Genomic DNA, 16975 nt, shown 5'->3' on the forward strand with positions numbered 1-16975 from the left:
CCGGGATCATCCGTTATCATCGCCCTCCCTCACATTGCAACGCGCTAAGGCGGCACGACATGACGGTGGTAAGCGTCGAACAGGCACTCGCAGGCAAGATCCCGGCGGGCGGCGAGGTCACGGTACGCGGCTGGGTGCGCACCCGGCGCGATTCCAAGGCCGGGCTGAGCTTCGTCAATGTCAGCGACGGCTCCTGCTTCGCGCCGATCCAGGTCGTGGCGACCAACGCGCTGGGCAACTACGACAGCGAGATCAAGCACCTGAGCACCGGCTGCTCGGTGATCGCCACCGGCATCCTGGTGGCCTCGCAGGGCCAGGGCCAGAGCTTCGAGATCCAGGCCTCCGACATCGAGGTGGTGGGCTGGGTCGAGGACCCGCTGACCTACCCGATGCAGCCCAAGCAGCACTCGCTGGAGTACCTGCGCGAATTCGCCCACCTGCGCCCGCGCACCAACCTGTTCGGCGCGGTCACCCGCATCCGCCACTGTCTGTCGCAGGCGGTGCACCGCTACTTCCACGAGAACGGCTATTACTGGATCAGCACGCCGATCGTAACCACCTCCGACGCCGAGGGCGCCGGGCAGATGTTCCGCGTGTCGACCCTGGACCTGGCCAACCTGCCGCGCGGCAAGGACGGCGCGGTCGACTTCTCGCGCGACTTCTTCGGCAAGGAAACCTTCCTGACCGTGTCCGGCCAGCTCAACGTCGAGGCCTACTGCCTGGCGCTGAGCAAGGTCTACACCTTCGGCCCGACCTTCCGCGCCGAGAACAGCAACACCACGCGCCACCTGGCCGAGTTCTGGATGATCGAGCCGGAGATCGCCTTCGCCGACCTGATGGAGAACGCCCAGGTCGCCGAGGACTTCCTCAAGTACCTGTTCCGCGCGGTGCTGAACGAGCGCGCCGACGACATGGCCTTCATCGCCGAGCGCGTGCAGCCCGACGCGATCAAGCGGCTGGAGGCGTTCGTCAACTCGCCGTTCGAGCGCATCGACTACACCGACGCGATCGCGCTGCTGCAGAAGTCGGGCAAGAAGTTCGAGTTCCCGGTCGAATGGGGCCTGGACCTGCAGACCGAGCACGAGCGCTGGCTGACCGAGGAACACGTCGGCCGCCCGGTGGTGGTGCTGAACTACCCCGAACACTTCAAGGCTTTCTACATGCGCCTGAACGACGACGGCAAGACCGTCGCGGCGATGGACGTGCTGGCCCCGGGCATCGGCGAGATCATCGGCGGCAGCCAGCGCGAGGAGCGCCTGGACGTGCTCGACGCGCGCATGGCCCAGTTCGGCCTGGACCCGGCCCACTACGGCTGGTACCGCGATTTCCGCCGCTACGGCACGGTGCCGCACGCCGGCTTCGGCCTGGGCTTCGAGCGGCTGGTGGTGTACGTGTGCGGGCTGGCCAACATCCGCGACGCCATCGCCTATCCGCGCGCGCCGGGCAGCGCGGAGTTCTGAGCACCGCGGAGCGGCTTCGCGCCCTCCCTACCGTCGTTCCCGCGAAGGCGGGAACCCAGGGCCTCGCCGCGACGACGCGCTGAAGGCTCTGGATCCCCGCCTTCGCGGGGACGACGATCACCCACGTGCGCGGCGAGCGGCCGGTAACCGCGCTCCCCGCGCCTCATCGAGAGGCAGCGGATGATCCTGTTCCTGGCCCTGACCTTCGTCGGCATCGCGATCTCCGCGCTGTGCGCGTTCGCGATCTTCTGGCCGCTGGCGCTGGTGCACCTGCGCGACCGCCATCCGGCCCTGCGCGGCCAGCTCGGCGAAGCCGCGTTCCTCGCCCCGGCGGCGTGGAGCTGGCTGCTGCGCAGCCGCTACCGCAGCGCCGGCGACCGCAATCTCGACGGACTGGCGACCCCGGCGCGGGTGTCGCTGCTGATCGTCTTCGTCGCCCTGGCCTGCGCCGGGCTGCTGTGGCTGCTTTCCCTGCTGGTGCCGTGATGAACGAACGATTCCAAGACGAACAATGGTGGCTGGCCACGCTCGGCCGCACCGCGATCTGGGCGCGCCTGCGCGTGCTCGAGGCCGGCACCGCCGAGGTCCTCGACAGCGACGGCAACACCCTGCCCTACGACAGCGAGGACACCGCGCGCGCGGCGCTGATGGACGCCGAGTTCGTCCAGTACGACGGCCTCGACGAGGACGACGCGGCCGCGCGCGGCTTCGCCCTGGGCGAACTGACGCCGCCGCAGGCCGGCGACGACGCCGCGCTGGCCGCGCGGATGACCCAGACCCTGCCGCCGCGGCACTGAGCCAGCCCATGTACCTGCCGCGCGCGTTCGACGAAACCGACCTGGGCGCGCTCGACCGCCTCGCCGCGGCCGACGAGTTCGCCACCTTGATCACCGTGCGCGACGGCGCGCCGGAAACCAGCCACCTGCCGGTGCTGTACGCGCGCGAGGGCGAACGGGTCGAACTGCGCGGCCATTGGGCGCGGCCGAACCCGCAGGCGCGCCACGCCGGCGCGGCGCTGGCGATCCTGCACGGGCCGCACGCCTATATCTCGCCGGGCTGGTATCCGGACAAGGAAGCCGCCGCGCGCGTGCCGACCTGGAACTACGCGGTCGCCCACCTGCACGGCCGGCTGCACACCTTCGACGACGAGGCCGCGTTGGCCGCGCTGGTCGACGAACTGAGCGTGCGGCACGAGGCGCGCGTGGGCGGCGACTGGCGTTTCGAACGCGAACGCGACGATTTGCGCCGGCAACTGCGCGGCATCGTCGGTTTCCGTTTCGCGGTCGAGCGGATCGAACTGAAGTTCAAGCTCAGCCAGAACCACCCCTTGGCCAATCGCGAGAACGTCGCCGCGCAGTTGCAGGCGCAGGACCGCGAGGACAGCCGCGCGGTCGCCGCGCTGATGCGCGAGCGCATGGCCGCGCGCGCGCTCGAAGACTGACCGCCACCGTTATCGCCGCGATTTTGGAGGAGCACCGATGGACCTGGATCTCACCGGCAAGCACGCCCTGGTCTGCGGCGCCTCCGAAGGCATCGGCCGCGCCGCCGCGCACGAACTGGCCCTGCTGGGCTGCGACGTGACCGTGCTGGCGCGGCGCCCCGAGGCGCTGGCCGCGGTCGCCGCCGCATTGCCGCAGCGCGGCGCGCAGGCGCACGGCTGGATCGCCGCCGACGTGTCCGAACACGCCGCGCTGTCGGCGCAGGTGCAGGCGCTGGCCGCGGGCAAGCCGGTGCATATTCTGGTCAACAACACCGGCGGCCCGCCGGGCGGCCCGGCGCACGCGGCCGAAGACGCCGCCTACCTCGACGCGTTCAACCGCCACCTGCTGGCCAACCACGCGCTGGTGCGCGCGGTGCTGCCGGGCATGCGCGCCGCGAGATGGGGACGCGTGGTCAACGTGATCTCGACCTCGGTCAAGGAACCCATCGCCGGCCTGGGCGTGTCCAACACCATCCGCGGCGCGGTGGCGAGCTGGGCCAAGACCCTCTCGCGCGAACTCGGCGCGGACGGCATCACCGTCAACAACGTGCTGCCGGGCTACACCCGCACCGCGCGCATCGACCAGATCGTCGCCGACCGCGCGCGCAACAGCGGCCAGGCGCCCGAGGCCGTGCTCGAAGCGATGCGCAAGACCGTGCCGGCCAACCGTTTCGCCGAACCGGCGGAAATCGGCGCGGCGATCGCCTTCCTGTGTTCGCCGGCGGCCGGCTACGTCAACGGCGTGAGCCTGGCGGTGGACGGCGGGCGGATGCAGTCGATCTGACCAACGCCGTAATGGGGCTTCGGCCCTGAGGCTGCAGGTTCGATTCGTGCTGGCGCTTTATCGCGGCGGAGCGGAAGGCATCGGGCCTGAAGGCCCTCCCACAAGAGCGCTTGCGCAAGGGACTCGACCACCTCGCGCCGCGCAGCGGCTCGCTCGCAGCGCGACGGCTGTTGTGGGAGGGGCTTCAGCCCCGACGCTGTCCACTCAGTTCGCCACAGGCTTTCATCGCAACGCATCATCGGAAGAGGTCGCGCCTGAAGGCCGCCCCAGGCGCGAGCGTTCGAACCACCACAGCGCGGCGCACAGCGCCAGCCACGCGGCGAACCACGGCCACGAAGAGCCGCGCTCGCCGCTCGTCGGCGCCGCAGTGGCGTCGCCGGCGGCCGGCTGCGAGCGCAACGCCAGCGCCAGGGTCGCCTCGCGCAATTCGTTCGCGCGCAGTCCCGGCGCTTCGTCGAGCGCGCGTACGTAGAAGTCCTGCTGTCGCCCGCCTTGAACGAGCGAATGCCAGCCGGCGTGTGTCGGCCAGAAACCGGCGCAGGCCTGCGGCCCCGCAGCCGGGTCCGGCTGCAACGAGGTCCGCGCGCCGTCGGGCGCGGCCACCTGCGCTTGCGCGACGGGGCCGCACACGCGCACGCGCTCGCCGACGCGCAGGCTGCCGTCGATGCGCGCGCGTGCGGCGCTGCGCGGCCGCACCAGCGCCGACAACGCCCGGCTCCACAATTGCGCGTGCGCGTCTTCGCGCCCGGCCAGGACCAGGCGGAAGCTGTCGCCCAGGCCCCACAGCGCGATGCGCCCCTGCCCCGCCGCGCGCCAGGCGGCGAAGGCGCGGCCGTCGGCATCGCGGCCCAGCGGCTGCAGCGCCGGCGCGTCCAGCGCCAACACCCGCCGGGTCAATACCGGCAACGCCGGCGGCGCCTGTTCGCGCGGCTGCGGCGCGTCGGCGCTGCCCGGCCCCAGACGCGCGCGCAGGGCGGCTTCGTCGTAGCGCTGCGCCGGCAACCGCAACGGCGCGCTGTCGCCGCCGACGCCGGGGTCCAAGCCGAGGCCACGCAACTGCGCGCGCAGGCCCGGCGACAACGGGCCGGTGACCCGCACCAGCACGCCCAGGCCGTCGCGCAGCGCCGTCGCCACCGCGCCGCGCTGGGCCGGCGCGAGCGCGTCCCAGGCGCGTTCGTCGAGGATCAGCGCGTCGAAACCGGCCAGGGTCGCCGCGTCGATGCGCACCGGCGCGTCGCCGAGCTGCAGGCCCGCACCGACCGCGAGCTGGGTGTGCAACTTGATCCCGGCATCGCTGGCCCAGCGCCGCAGGTACTTGAGCTCCGGCCCGGGCGCGCCGGCCAGCAGCAGCACGCGCGGCGGCGGTTCGGCCTCGACCGACAGCGGCAGCGCCAGGCGCTCGACCGGGCGCTGCTGCGCATCGAGCGCGCGCAGGGCGAAGCCGGCGCGGCCGGCGACGCGCGCCACCGCGTCCAGCGCGAAACCGCCGTCGGCATCGGGCACGGCGCGGTCGATGCGCTGGCCGGCCGGATCGAGCAGTTCCACCGCGCCGCCGTCCAGGCCGTGCGCGCGGCCGTGCACGAGGAAGGCTTCGCCCTCGCCGATCCGCGCCGGCGTCCACACCCCGACGATGCCGCGCGGCAATGGCGCAGCGGCGAAGTCCAGCGCGTAGCCGCGCACCGCGTCGCGGTCGCGCGGGACCAGCCCGGCGCCGACCACGCGCACGCGCTGGCTGTGCGGATAGCGACGCAAGGCGCCGGCCAAATCCGGCACCCGCTCGCCGGCCTGGCTGCGCGGCGCCTCCGGCAGGCGCACGCGCGCATCGCCGGAGGCCGCGTCCAGGGCCGCATCGGTGGCGCCGGCGGTGGCGACGACCAGGCTGCCGGCCTGCCCCGGCAGGCGCGGCGGCAACAACGCGGCGTACAGCAATCCGGCCAACAGCGGCTGCGCCAGCACCAGCGCCGCGATCCGCCAGCCGCGCGCGCGCGCCGCCGGTTCGGCGCGGCGCTGCCGCCACAGCGTGCGCGCCATCGCCAGCACCGCCGCGAGCGCAAGCAGCAGCGCGACCGCCGCCTCCACCGACAGCAGACCGCCTGCGAACAGCGCGCTCATCGCGCCTCCCGGGGCAGGCCGTCGAAATAGCGGCGGTCGCGCGCATCGCCCGCGTCGCGCGCGCGCACCGCCGACGCCGGCCGCTGCAGCAGCGGCCACAGCAGGCCGCGCAGGCGGGCGCGGCATTCGCCGCACTCGGGGCGGTCGCGCAGCGCCGACAGCGCGGCGGCGAACGCCAACGGATCGTCCACCCGCCCGCTGTTGGCGCCGAGCCAGCGTTCCAGCGCGGCGTAATCGACCGGCTGCGACGCCGGCGCGTCCAGTTCGCGCCACAGCCGCGCCGGCAGCGGATCGGCCGCGGTCGCCGGCGCGAGCGCATCCTCGCGCCGCGCCAGTCCCGCGCGATCGCCGCCCAGGCGCCGGCTCTCGTCGATCGGCGGCAGTTCCGGGCCGACCCGCGCCAGGTAGATGCGGCTGGCCTGCTGCACCTGCTTGATGAAGCCCAGCGCCTTGTACGCGAACGGCAACGCGCGCTGCGGCTGGCCCTGGCGCAGGTGCAGTTCGGACTGCCACATCTGGTCCAGCGCCGCCTTCAACAATTTGCGGGTCTGCGGATCGAGCAAGGTCGCGGCCTCGGCATGGTCGTGGGTGTGGCCGAACTCCTCAAGCACCGCGCCTTCCTCGCCGAACGTCGGCTTGGCCGCGGCCGCGCCGTGGTCGTGGTCGTCGTGCGCCGCCGGTGGGGGCGCCTCATGGCCGGCGCCCGCCTCGCCGTCGTGGCCATGCTCGCCATCGTCCTCGCTGTCGCTGGTCGGCAGCTTGGGCTCGCCCTCGGCCTCCTCGCCGAGGAACTGGCCGTAGCGCAGCCGCAGCAGGCGCTGGTCGACGCCGATGGCATCGGATTTCTTGACGAAAGTTGCGTCGTCGAACTGGCGCTTGCGCGCGATCAGCGCTTCGGCGTCGATGATGATCTGGCGCTGGCTGCGGAAGTACGCCGGCAGCACGGTCTTGACCATGCCCTCGATACCGGTGGCCTCGCTGCCGGCGTCGGCCGGCCAGCGCAGGATCAGGCTCGGGCTCAGCGCGGTCTGCGCCTGCGGCGCGCGGTTGTCGGCGACGCTCAGCTGCACGATCAGGTCGTCGCCGACCGCGTAGCCGAGCGCGGCCAGGTCGAGGCGATGGACGAACCGTTTCGCGCGGACGCCGCCGCTGCCGCGCAGGTCGAGGCTGCGTTCGCGGAAGGTGATCTGTTCGCCGCTGCCCTGGACCAGGGTGATGCGCAGCCGCGCCGTCGCCGCGACGCCGTAGTCGTCGCTGGCCTCGAACGCCAGCGGCCACGCCTTCTGTCCCGGCGCCAGCAGGGTCAGGCCGCGCTCGGGCTGCAGCACGCGCAGCTGCGGCGGACGGTCGGGCACCGCGTCGAGCCGATACAGCCGCCGCGCCTGCGCCGGCGGCGCGCCGCTGGCGTCGATCCGGTACAGCGCGGACTTCGCCAGCGTGCGCTGCGCGCTCCAGTCCTCGCCGTCGCGCCGCAACGGCAGGCGTTCGCCGTCGTGGAACACCAGCGCGGCCTGCGCCGGCTGCGGCTGGAAGCGCAGGCGCCAGCGCAGCCGCGCGCCTTCGGCGACGCGCCCTTCCAGGCTGGGTTCCTCGCGCGCCGGCATGCCGGTATAGGCCGGTGGTTCGATGCGCAAGGCCTGCGCGACGAGGCGCGGCTGGCCGGGCGCGGCGGCGATCGGCGGCGACGGCGCCAGGGCCGGCGCGGGCGCCTGCGCTCGCGACGGCGGCCACAGCACAGCGGCGGCGGCCAGCGCCAGCGCGCAGACCGCAGCGATCGCCAGCGCTCGCCGGTTCCACCCCAGGCGCAGGTCCGAAGCCGGCGCGGTCTCGATGCGTCGCTGCAGGCGCGAACGCTGCAGGCGCTGCAATCCGCCGAGCGCGGATTCGTCGGCGAACAACAAATCGGCGCTGTCGTCCATGTCGGCGCGCAGCGAATCCAGCCGGCGCCGCAGCCAGGCACGATCCAGCGCCTTCGCGCCGCGCCAGGCGCGCCAGGCCACCGCGGCGGCGCCCAGCGCGAACGCGATCCACGCAGGCGCCGCACCGTAAAAACGCGCGACCAGCGCCACTAGCGGCAGCAGCCACACGCCGCAGACGCAGGCCAAGTACGCCGCGCGGCTGCGCCGCGCCCGCGCGTGCCACTCGCCGATGCGTTGCGCCGCGCTCATGGCGCCGGCCCGCGGCGCGTGCGCGTCGCCAGCAGCCGTTCCAGCAGGAACAGCGCGGCGACCAGCAGCGCCAGCCACGGCCGCAGGTCCAGCGGCGGCGGCGCGAAGCCCGCCGCGCCGCCGGCCGGCGCGTAGTCGCGCGCCGCTACCCGCGCCGGCGCCGGCGGCGCATCCGCGAACAGCTCGCGCAGGCCCGTGGCGAACCCCGGCTGCAACAGCGCCGGCCACGCGCGCGGTTCGACCGCGCCGGTCAAGCGCAACGCCTGGCCGCGACCGACCCGCGCGCCTTGCGCCCGCGCCCGGCCTTGTGGGTCGCGCCACAGCGCGGCATCGAACCCGGCCTCGGGCCAGGCCGCTTGTTGGTCGAGCAAGACCCGCCCGCCGTGCGCGACCCAGTCGCGCACCGTCGCCGGCACCGGGCCGGGCACCAGCCAGATCAGCGAGGCCGCGGCCGGATCGAACGCTTGCGCGGCCGGCGCGGCATCGACGTTCGCGCCGTGTCCGTCCCAGGCGGCGACGGCGGCGCGCAGGTACGCCGCGGCTTGCGCGCGCTCGGGCGCGTAGCGGATCGGCGGCGGCGCCAGCGCGGCTTCGCGCGCCGCCGCCGGCGCCGCGACGGCGCCCTCGACGACGCGCCACTGCAGCGGCCGCGACAGGCGCAGGCGCGCGCCATCGGCGCCGTCGAACTGCGCCGGCACCGCCACGGTCACCGCCACCCCGGGCGGCAACCGCGCGTCGAGTTCGCGCAGCAGGCTGGCCGCGTTCGCCGCCGGCGCCGGCGCCGGCTCGCGGACATCGGGAAATCCCGGCGCCAGCCAGCGCCGCTGCAACCGCGCGTTGTCCAGGCCCGCGCCGGCCCGCGCCGGGTCGAGCCCGGGCATCACCGCCAGCCAGCCCTCGCGCGGCTGCGCGCCGTACAGCACCGGCCGCGCCAGCAACAGCGCCACCGCCGCCAGCAACAGCAGGCGCAGCGCCAGCAGCGGCCATTCGTCGAAACGGATCCGGCTGCGCGGACGCGGGCGTTCGCGCAGCCAGCGCAGCGCGGCGAACACGGTCGGCCGCTGCTCGCTGCGCCGGGCCAGGTGGATCAACAACGGCAACGCCAGCGCCGCCAGCGCGGCCAGGGCCAGCGGCAGCAGCAGCGCCGCGCTCATGCGCCCACCGTCGCGTCGCGCGCGCCGAACAGGTGCCGCAGCGGCAGGTCGACCGGCTCGTCGAGGACGTGTTCGGCGTGGCGGACGCCGGCGGCGTCCAGGCGCGCGTCGGCCGCGCGCCGCGCCGCGCCGAAGCGCTCGATGAACTCGCGCCGCAACGCGGCGCCGTCGCCGAGCAGTTCCTCGCCGGTTTCCGGATCGCGGAAACGGTGGCCGCCGCGGAACGGGAAATCGCGCTCCTCGGCGGTGAGGATGCGCACGCTGAGCACTTCGCGCCGCGCCGCGGCCAGCTGCTCGGCCACCGCCAGCGCGCCCTCGTCGAGGCCGTCGCCGAGCATCAGCACCAGGTCGCCGGCGCCGATGCGTTCCCACAGCGGCCGCAGCAGCGCCGGCGCCGGCCAGGCGCCGTGCGCCCGCAGGCCGTGCAGTTCCAGCAGCAAGCGGTCGCGCTGGCGCGCGCCGGTGGCCGGCGGCAGCAGGCGCAGGCCGTCCTCGCGCAGCGCCATCAGGCCGAAGCGGTCGTTCTGGCGCAGCGCCAGTTCGGCGATGCAGGCGGCGATGGCCTTGGCCGCGTCCAGGCGCGAGTAGTCCGGGCGCGCACTGTCGCGCTGGTCCATCGACGCGCTCGCATCCAGCAGCAACCAGGCCGCCAGCGGGCTTTCGCGCTCGGCTTCGCGCACGAAGAAACGGTCCGAGCGCGCGTAGAGTTTCCAGTCGATCTGGCGCAGTTCGTCGCCGGGCTCGTAGGCGCGGTATTGGGCGAACTCCAGCCCGGCGCCGCGGCTGCGGCTGCTGTGCGCGCCGATGCCGTGCGCGCCGACCGCGCGGCGCGAGACCAGGCGCAAGCTGCGCAGGCGCGCGCGCACATCGGCAGGAATCAAATCAGCCACGGCCCGCTCCGGACCGCGTCGATCGCGCCGGCTCGTACGCGCAGGCACACGCTGGCATCGCCCCGCTCAACCCGGCAACGGCACGCCGCGCAGCAGCGCCGCGATCACATCGTCCGCGCCCTTGCCCTCGGCCTCGGCCGCGAACGACAGCAGCAGGCGATGGCGCATCACCGGCGCGGCCAGCGCGATCACGTCCTCGCGGGTCGCCGCGAAACGCCCGTGCAGCAGCGCGCGCGCCTTGGCCGCGAGCACCAGCGACTGCCCCGCGCGCGGGCCGGCGCCCCACTTCACCCACTGCCGCACCTCGGCCAGCGCATCGGCCGCGGGCCGGCTGGCGCGCACCAGCCGGGTGATCCAGCGCAGCACGTCCTCGCCCAGGTGCACCTCGCGCACCCGCGCCTGCAACGCCAGCACCGCCTGCGCGTCCATCACCTTGGGCACCTGCGCGCTGCCGCTGCCGGTGGTCTGCTGCAGGATGTCGTGTTCTTCCTGTTCGCTCGGATAGCCGACCCGGATATGCAGCAGGAAGCGGTCGAGCTGGGCCTCCGGCAGCGGATAGGTGCCGGCCTGCTCGAGCGGGTTCTGGGTCGCCAGCACGAAGAACGGCGCCGGCAGCGCATGGGTGGTGCCGGCGTAGCTCACCGTGCGCTCCTGCATCGCCTCCAGCAGCGCCGCCTGGGTCTTGGGCGGGGTGCGGTTGAGCTCGTCGGCCAGCAGCAAACTGGTGAACACCGGCCCCGGCTGGAAACGCAGATGCCGATGGCCGGTGCCAGGGTCCTCTTCCAGCAACTCGGTGCCCAGGATGTCGCTCGGCATCAGGTCGGGGGTGAACTGGATCCGCCGGAACTGCAGTTCCAGCGCCTGCCCGAGCGAGCGCACCAGCAAGGTCTTGCCGAGCCCCGGCACGCCCTCCAGCAAACAGTGGCCGCCGGCGAGCAGGCCGATCAGCAACTGCTCCACCACCTCGTCCTGGCCGACGATGGCCTGCCCGATCGCCGCGCGCAACGCGCCCAGCCGCGCCAGTTGCGCCTGCAGTTCCGCCTCGTCGCCGCTCTTGCCATCGCTGCTCATCGCCGCTCCCGAACTCGCCGTTTTCAAGATCCCGAACCCCGGATCACGCATTCAACGCATACATCACGATGTTGACCCCGAACTTGGTGTTGTCCTCGGCCAGGAAGCGCTTGTTGCGCCAGTCGTAGTCCCACTCGCAGCCGTAATCCTTGTTGCTGTACAGCACGCCCAGCCGCCCATCGATCTCGATGCCCTTGAGGTAGTCGTGGACCAGATCGTCGCCCCAGCCGTTGAGCTCGAACCCGGTCGCCGGCGGCCCGTCGAAGACGAAGAAGCTGCGGTAGATCGGGTGCTTGTTCGGCAGTTTCTTCAGCGCCTTGGCGCCGAAGATCTTCGCCATCTGCGCCTCGAACGACTTGGCGAACAAGCCGTCGATGTCGTGGTTGCAGTCGTCGACGAAGACGAAGCCGCCGTTGCGCACGTAGCGCTCGAAGTTGCGCCGCTCGTCGGGGTTGAACTCGACCAGCTTGTGCCCGGCCAGGTAGCAGAACGGCGCGGCCAGCATCTTCGGGTCGGCCAGCGCCAGCACGTGCTCCTTCGGGTCCACCCGCAGATGGGTGTAGTCGATCAGCGAGGTGATCAGGTTGGCCGGCATGCGCTGGTCCACGTCCCAGTCGCCGGAGTCGTACTTGAGCCGGGTGAACCAGAAATCGTAGTCGGCCGCCGCGCGCGCCAGCGGCGCGCGGGCGAGCGCGGCGCCGGCCGCGGCGCCGATCATCAACCGCAGGAACTGCGCGCGGTTCACCGCGCAGCGCCCGCGCCGGCGGCCGTCGCCGGGCGCATCGGCTACAGCGCCCGCGCCGTGTTGATCACGTTGACCCCGTCGAAGCGCGCGGTGGCCGCGCCGTGCGAGACCGCCGAGACCTGGCTGGGCTGGCCCTTGCCGTCGAAGAACGAGCCGCCGAGGCGGAAGTCGCGTTCGTCGCAGATCGCCGAGCACGAGGCCCAGAACTCCGGCGTGCGGATCTGGTAGGCCGCGTCGCCGACCATCCCGGCCACCTCGCCGTTCTTGATCTCGAAGAACAGCTGGCCGCCGAACTGGGCGTTGTAGCGCTGCTGGTCGATCGAATACGAGCCGCGGCCGTGGATGTACAGCCCGCGTTCGACGCCCTTGACCATCTCGGCGACGCTGAGCGTGTCCTTGCCGGGCCGCAGCGAGACGTTGGGCATGCGCTGGAACTGCACGCTCGACCACGAATCGGCATAGCTGCAGCCGTGCGACTGCTTGTGGCCGAGGATGTGCGCCTCGTCGCGGGTGGCCTGGTAATCGACCAGCACGCCGTCGCGGACCAGGTCCCATTCGCGCGTCTTCACCCCTTCGTCGTCGAAACCGACCGCGCCCAGGCTGCCCGGACGGGTCTTGTCGGCGACGAAGTTGACCCGCTCGCTGCCGTACTTGTAGCCGGCCTCGCGCTTGTCCAGGGTGGCGAAGCTGGTGCCGGCGTAGTTGGCTTCGTAGCCGAGCACGCGGTCGAGTTCGAGCGGATGGCCGACGTTCTCGTGGATGGTCAGGAACAGGTTGGACGGATCGATCACCAGGTCGTACTTGCCCGGCTTCACCGACGGCGCCTTGAGCTTGGCGCGGGCGTGGCGCGCGGCGGCGGCGGCGTCCTCCATCACGTCGTAGCTGCGGCCGTAGCCGGTCAGCCCGCCCGGCAGGGCGAACTTGCCGGCCGGATCGGCGTCGAGGTACTCGTAGCCCATGCCCATCGGCGCCGACAGCCCGTCGCGGGTGCGGAACTTGCCGCTGGCCTTGTCGACCGCGGTCGCGGTCAGCGGCAGCCAGATGCGATGCACGTCCTGGTCGATGTAGCTGCCGTCGGTGGAGGCGAAATACTTCTGTTCGTTGATCGCGAACAGGTTGGACTGGACGAAGTCGGCGCCGTTCTTGAGCGCGGCGGCGTTGACCGCCATCAGCAGCGCGACCTTGTCCTGGATCGGCACCGCCATCGCGTTCTTGCGCACCGGCGTGGCCCAGCGCACTTCGCCCACGCCCTGCACCGGCGCCAGCTCGACCTTGCGCGTCTGCGCGCGGGCGTTGGCGCGGGCGACGGCCAGCGCCTGCTTCGTCGCCGCGGCCACCGCATCGACGGTGGTCTGCGAGGTCGCGGCGAAGCCCCAGGCGCCGTCGCGCAGCACCCGCACGCCGACGCCGACCGATTCGGCGTTGACGATGTTGCGCACCTGCGCCTCGCGGGTCAGCACCGACTGGCGCAGGTAGCGGCCCACGCGCACGTCGCAGTACTGCGCGCCGCCTTCGCGCGCGGCGGCCAGGGCGGTGTCGGCCAGGCGCTTGCGCAGCGCCGGATCGGCCGGTTCCAGCAGGGCTTCGGCGGCGACGCTGCGGCCGAAGGGGAGCATCAGACCAGCCAGGCCGAGGCCGGCGGAGCCGAGGAAGTCGCGTCGTTGCACGGTGTGGCCTCTTGCGGTGTTGCGGCGCTGCGTTGCCGCGGCACGGCGCGCCCGTCGCCGGGCGCGCCGCCCGCGCTGCGGTCAGACCGCGTCGGACAGCGAGGTGAAGGTGAAATCGCGCAGCTTCATCGGCGGGATCATCATCACCGAGTCGGATTCGTCGCCGGCCACGCGCACCGGCCGGCCGAGCTCCTCGATGTTGTTGAGCATGATCACCGGCGACTCGTTGAAGCGGAAGTTCTTGATCGGGTATTTGATCTGCCCGTTCTCGATGTAGAAGGTGCCGTCGCGGGTCAGCCCGGTCAGCAGCACGGTCTGCGGATCGACCATGCGGATGTACCAGGTGCGGGTGACCAGGATGCCCTTCTGGGTGCCCTTGACCAGTTCGGCGGTGGTCTTGTCGCCGCCGGACATCAGCAGGTTGCCCGGCTTGCCGACCGCGCGCTTGCCCTGCTTTTGCGCCCAGTAGCGCGAATAGTCCAGCGCCACCACCTTGCCGTTCTCGACGATCGGCATCTTCTCGCGCGGCAGGCCTTCTTCGTCCCACGGCATCACCGGCGCGCGCGGGTCCCAGGGATCGGCGAGGAAGTTCACCCGCGGGTCGTAGACCTGTTCGCCGAGCTTGTTGCCGCCGCCCTTCTTGGAAAGGAAGCTGCGGCCTTCGTCGGCCTGGCGCGCGTCGAAGAAGTTCATCATGAACGAGATCAGCCCGGCCGCCGCGTGCGGCTCCAGGATCACCGTGTACTTGCCCGGTTCCAGCGCCTTGGCCTCGGCCGATTCGGTGGCCTTGCGCATGGCGATGCGGATGTCGGCGTCGGCCTTGAACGCGTCGGCGTCGGTCAGGTCGCGGCCGACCCAGCCCGAGCCGCGGCCGTCGTCGGTGCGCACGGTGCAGGTGTAGTTGAAGTTGGTCGCGGTCTGGTAGCCGAAGTTGCCCTTGCTGTTGGCGAAGGCGACGAAGCTCTGGCCGTCCTCGAGGAAGCCGGCGGCGGTCAGCTTGGCCTCGCGGCACGGCGCGATCGAGTCGGCGGCGACCTTGGCCCGGAACTCCGGGTCGATCGCCGCGGTCGAGGCGGAGAACGTCGGGCTGGGCTTGTAGGTCTGCTTGTCGATGATCGGCATGAACTCCGGGTTTTCCGGAGCCAGCTTGGCCAGGTCCTCGGCGCGGCGGACCACGCGTTCGAGCGCGGCGTCGTCGAACTCGTTGATGGTGGCCACGCCCACGCGCTTGCCGAAGGACACCTGCACGGCCAGGTCGACGTCGCTGACCACGCCGCTGGTGGAGATGTTGTTGAGGGCGAAACGGATGTTGCCGTCGATCGATCCGGTCAGCCGCGCGCTGGTCTCGTCGGCCTTCGACAGCGCCATGACCTTGTCCAGGATCGCCTTGGACTGGGCTTCGGTGAAGATGCTCATAGTGTTCTCCTGCCCCGGTCAGCCGAGCTTGCGGGCGGTGTTGATGACATTGACGCCGTTGAACCGCGCCGTACTGGAACCGTGCGAGACCGCCGAGACCTGGCCCGGCTGGCCCTTGCCGTCGAAGAACGAACCGCCCAGGCGGTAGTCCTTGTCGTCGCAGACCGCGGCGCAGGAATTCCAGAACTCCGGCGTGCGGATCTGGTAGGCCACGTCCTCGAGCATGCCGGTGACCTTGCCGTTCTTGATCTCATAGAACAGCTGGCCGCCGAACTGGGCGTTGTAGCGCTGCTGGTCGATCGAGAACGAGCCGTCGCCGACGATGTAGATGCCGTTCTCCACGTCCTTGACCAGGTCGGCGACGCTGAGCGCGTCCTTGCCCGGCGCCAGCGACACGTTGGCCATGCGCTGGAACTGCACGCTCGACCACGAGTCGGCGTAGCAGCAGCCGTCGGATTCGGTCTTGCCCAGGATGTGGGCCTGATCGCGGATGGTCTGGTAATCGACCAGCACGCCGTTCTTGATCAGGTCCCAGCGCTTGGTCTTGACGCCTTCGTCGTCGAAGCCCACCGCGCCGAGGCTGCCGACCTGGGTCTTGTCGGCGAACACGTTGACCTTGTCGCTGCCGTACTTGAAGCCGCTCTCGCGCTTGTCCAGGGTGGCGAAGCTGGTGCCGGCGTAGTTGGCTTCGTAGCCGAGCACGCGGTCGAGTTCGAGCGGATGGCCGATGGATTCGTGGATGGTCAGCCAGGTGTGCGAGGGGTCGAGCACCAGGTCGTACTTGCCCGGCTTGACCGACGGCGCGGTCAGCTTCTGCCGCGCCTGCTTGGCCGCGGCGACCGCGTCCTCGCGCATGTCGTAGGAATCGCCGTAGACGGTGGCGCCGCACGGCAGCACGGTCTTGCCCGAGGCGGCGCCGTCGAGGTACTCGTAGCCCATGCCGCGCGGCGAGGACAAGCCTTGGCGGGTGCGGAACTTGCCGCTGGCCTTGTCGATGGCGGTGATCGTCATCGGCGCCCAGATCCGGTGCACGTCCTGGTCGATGTAGCTGCCGTCGGTGGAGGCGAAATACTTCTGCTCGTTGACCAGGAACAGCATCGAGTTGACGAAGTTGGCGCCGGCGCCGATCGCCGCGGCGTTGACCCCCAGCAGCAGTTCGGCCTTGTCCTTGAGCGGCACTTCCATCGCGTTCTTGCGGATCGGCGTCTTCCAGCTGACCTCGCCCACGCCCGGGGCCTTGGCCAGTTGGACCTTGGCGGTGATCACCTTCGCATTGGCGCGGGCGATGGCCGCGGCCTGCTGCGCGGCCTTGGCCGCGCCGTCGGTGCCGAACTGGTTGGTCGCGGCGAAGCCCCAGGCGCCGTCGACCAGCACGCGGATGCCGATGCCGCTGGACTCCACGTTGACCACGTTCTGGACCTTGTCCTCGCGGGTGATCACGAACTGGCGCAGGTAACGGCCGATGCGCACGTCGCAGTAGCTCGCGCCGGCGCCGCGCGCCGCGTTCAGGGCGGCATCGGCCCAAGCCTTCTTCTTGGCCACGTCCAGCGGCGCCAACAGGTCTTCGGCGGCGATGACATTGCCGAAGGGAATCATGAGCCCGGCGATGCCCAGCCCCGACATGCTGAGGAAATTGCGTCTGTCCACGTGATCGTCCTGCCCTGAATGGCCCCGCGCCGCGCGCCGGGGCATGAGTGAATGAACCCCGCCGGAATGTGCGCAGCGTCGTAGTTGGGCGTCAAGTGCACAGCGGCATGGCCGGGCACCGGCGAGCGCGAGGTTTTCGCCGGATTTCGCGGGACGTGCAGGCCGATTCGGCGATTCGCGGCGCCGCCCATGACTTTCGACATACGGGCGCGATCGTGCGGACAGATTCGGCAAAACGCCTGGCCGCGAACGCCGAAAACTAAGAACTTCGGCGCGGCCGCTTGCGCTTTGCGTTTGCGCTGACAGGAGCGGCGGCCGCGACGCTTTCGGCTCGACTCATCTGTAACCGCAGTGCGGCGGACCGAAAGGCATCGGACCTGA

At 71.8% G+C, this 16975-nt stretch carries 14 protein-coding genes; 5 read left to right on the forward strand and 9 right to left on the reverse strand.

Annotated features, from left to right (window positions below; genetic code table 11):
• The first annotated feature begins 59 nt into the window (after window positions 1-59).
• The 5 genes from asnS to BLV01_RS00300 all read left to right on the forward strand — a co-directional run bounded on the left by asnS (window position 60) and on the right by BLV01_RS00300 (window position 3724).
• Window positions 60-1460, forward strand: coding sequence for an asparagine--tRNA ligase (gene asnS, locus BLV01_RS00280; RefSeq protein ID WP_091793005.1), 1401 nt, complete (start codon window positions 60-62; stop codon window positions 1458-1460).
• Window positions 1461-1640: 180 nt separating this feature from the next.
• Window positions 1641-1946: a hypothetical protein gene (locus BLV01_RS00285; RefSeq protein WP_091793007.1), complete on the forward strand. Its 306-nt coding sequence runs from the start codon at window positions 1641-1643 to the stop codon at window positions 1944-1946.
• Window positions 1946-2257, forward strand: coding sequence for a hypothetical protein (locus tag BLV01_RS00290; RefSeq protein ID WP_091793009.1), 312 nt, complete (start codon window positions 1946-1948; stop codon window positions 2255-2257). The genes BLV01_RS00285 and BLV01_RS00290 overlap by 1 nt, the downstream gene beginning before the upstream one ends.
• 8 nt (window positions 2258-2265) lie before the next feature.
• The gene (locus BLV01_RS00295) at window positions 2266-2901 is read left to right on the forward strand and encodes an FMN-binding negative transcriptional regulator (RefSeq protein ID WP_091793011.1); all 636 of its coding nucleotides are present in this window, start codon (window positions 2266-2268) and stop codon (window positions 2899-2901) included.
• Window positions 2902-2938: 37 nt separating this feature from the next.
• Complete coding sequence (locus BLV01_RS00300) at window positions 2939-3724, forward strand: SDR family oxidoreductase (protein WP_091793013.1); 786 nt, start codon at window positions 2939-2941, stop codon at window positions 3722-3724.
• A gap of 222 nt (window positions 3725-3946) precedes the next feature.
• On the opposite strand, the gene BLV01_RS00305 is transcribed toward BLV01_RS00300, so the two are convergent.
• The 9 genes from BLV01_RS00305 to BLV01_RS00345 form a co-directional block, all read right to left on the reverse strand.
• A complete protein-coding gene (locus tag BLV01_RS00305) occupies window positions 3947-5836 on the reverse strand; it encodes a hypothetical protein (protein ID WP_091793015.1) in 1890 nt (629 codons plus the stop codon).
• Complete coding sequence (locus BLV01_RS00310; RefSeq protein WP_091793017.1) at window positions 5833-8004, reverse strand: hypothetical protein; 2172 nt, start codon at window positions 8002-8004, stop codon at window positions 5833-5835. Before BLV01_RS00310 ends, BLV01_RS00305 begins: the two co-directional genes overlap by 4 nt.
• Entirely contained in the window at window positions 8001-9158 is a 1158-nt protein-coding gene (locus tag BLV01_RS00315) for a BatA domain-containing protein (protein WP_091793019.1), read from the reverse strand. Before BLV01_RS00315 ends, BLV01_RS00310 begins: the two co-directional genes overlap by 4 nt.
• A complete protein-coding gene (locus BLV01_RS00320) occupies window positions 9155-10048 on the reverse strand; it encodes a DUF58 domain-containing protein (RefSeq protein WP_091793021.1) in 894 nt (297 codons plus the stop codon). The genes BLV01_RS00315 and BLV01_RS00320 overlap by 4 nt, the downstream gene beginning before the upstream one ends.
• Window positions 10049-10114: 66 nt before the next feature.
• On the reverse strand, window positions 10115-11119 hold the full coding sequence (locus tag BLV01_RS00325; protein WP_091793023.1) for an AAA family ATPase: 1005 nt from the start codon (window positions 11117-11119) through the stop codon (window positions 10115-10117).
• Window positions 11120-11162: 43 nt separating this feature from the next.
• Entirely contained in the window at window positions 11163-11837 is a 675-nt protein-coding gene (locus BLV01_RS00330; protein ID WP_091794553.1) for a DUF4159 domain-containing protein, read from the reverse strand.
• Window positions 11838-11905: 68 nt separating this feature from the next.
• Window positions 11906-13531: a TldD/PmbA family protein gene (locus BLV01_RS00335; protein ID WP_175485716.1), complete on the reverse strand. Its 1626-nt coding sequence runs from the start codon at window positions 13529-13531 to the stop codon at window positions 11906-11908.
• Window positions 13532-13612: 81 nt separating this feature from the next.
• On the reverse strand, window positions 13613-14947 hold the full coding sequence (locus BLV01_RS00340) for a TldD/PmbA family protein (protein ID WP_091793025.1): 1335 nt from the start codon (window positions 14945-14947) through the stop codon (window positions 13613-13615).
• Window positions 14948-14965: 18 nt separating this feature from the next.
• A complete protein-coding gene (locus BLV01_RS00345; RefSeq protein WP_175485717.1) occupies window positions 14966-16594 on the reverse strand; it encodes a TldD/PmbA family protein in 1629 nt (542 codons plus the stop codon).
• Between the last annotated feature and the right edge of the window lie 381 nt (window positions 16595-16975).

Origin of the sequence: Lysobacter sp. yr284 (assembly GCF_900107375.1) — a bacterium.
Lineage (GTDB): Bacteria > Pseudomonadota > Gammaproteobacteria > Xanthomonadales > Xanthomonadaceae > Lysobacter.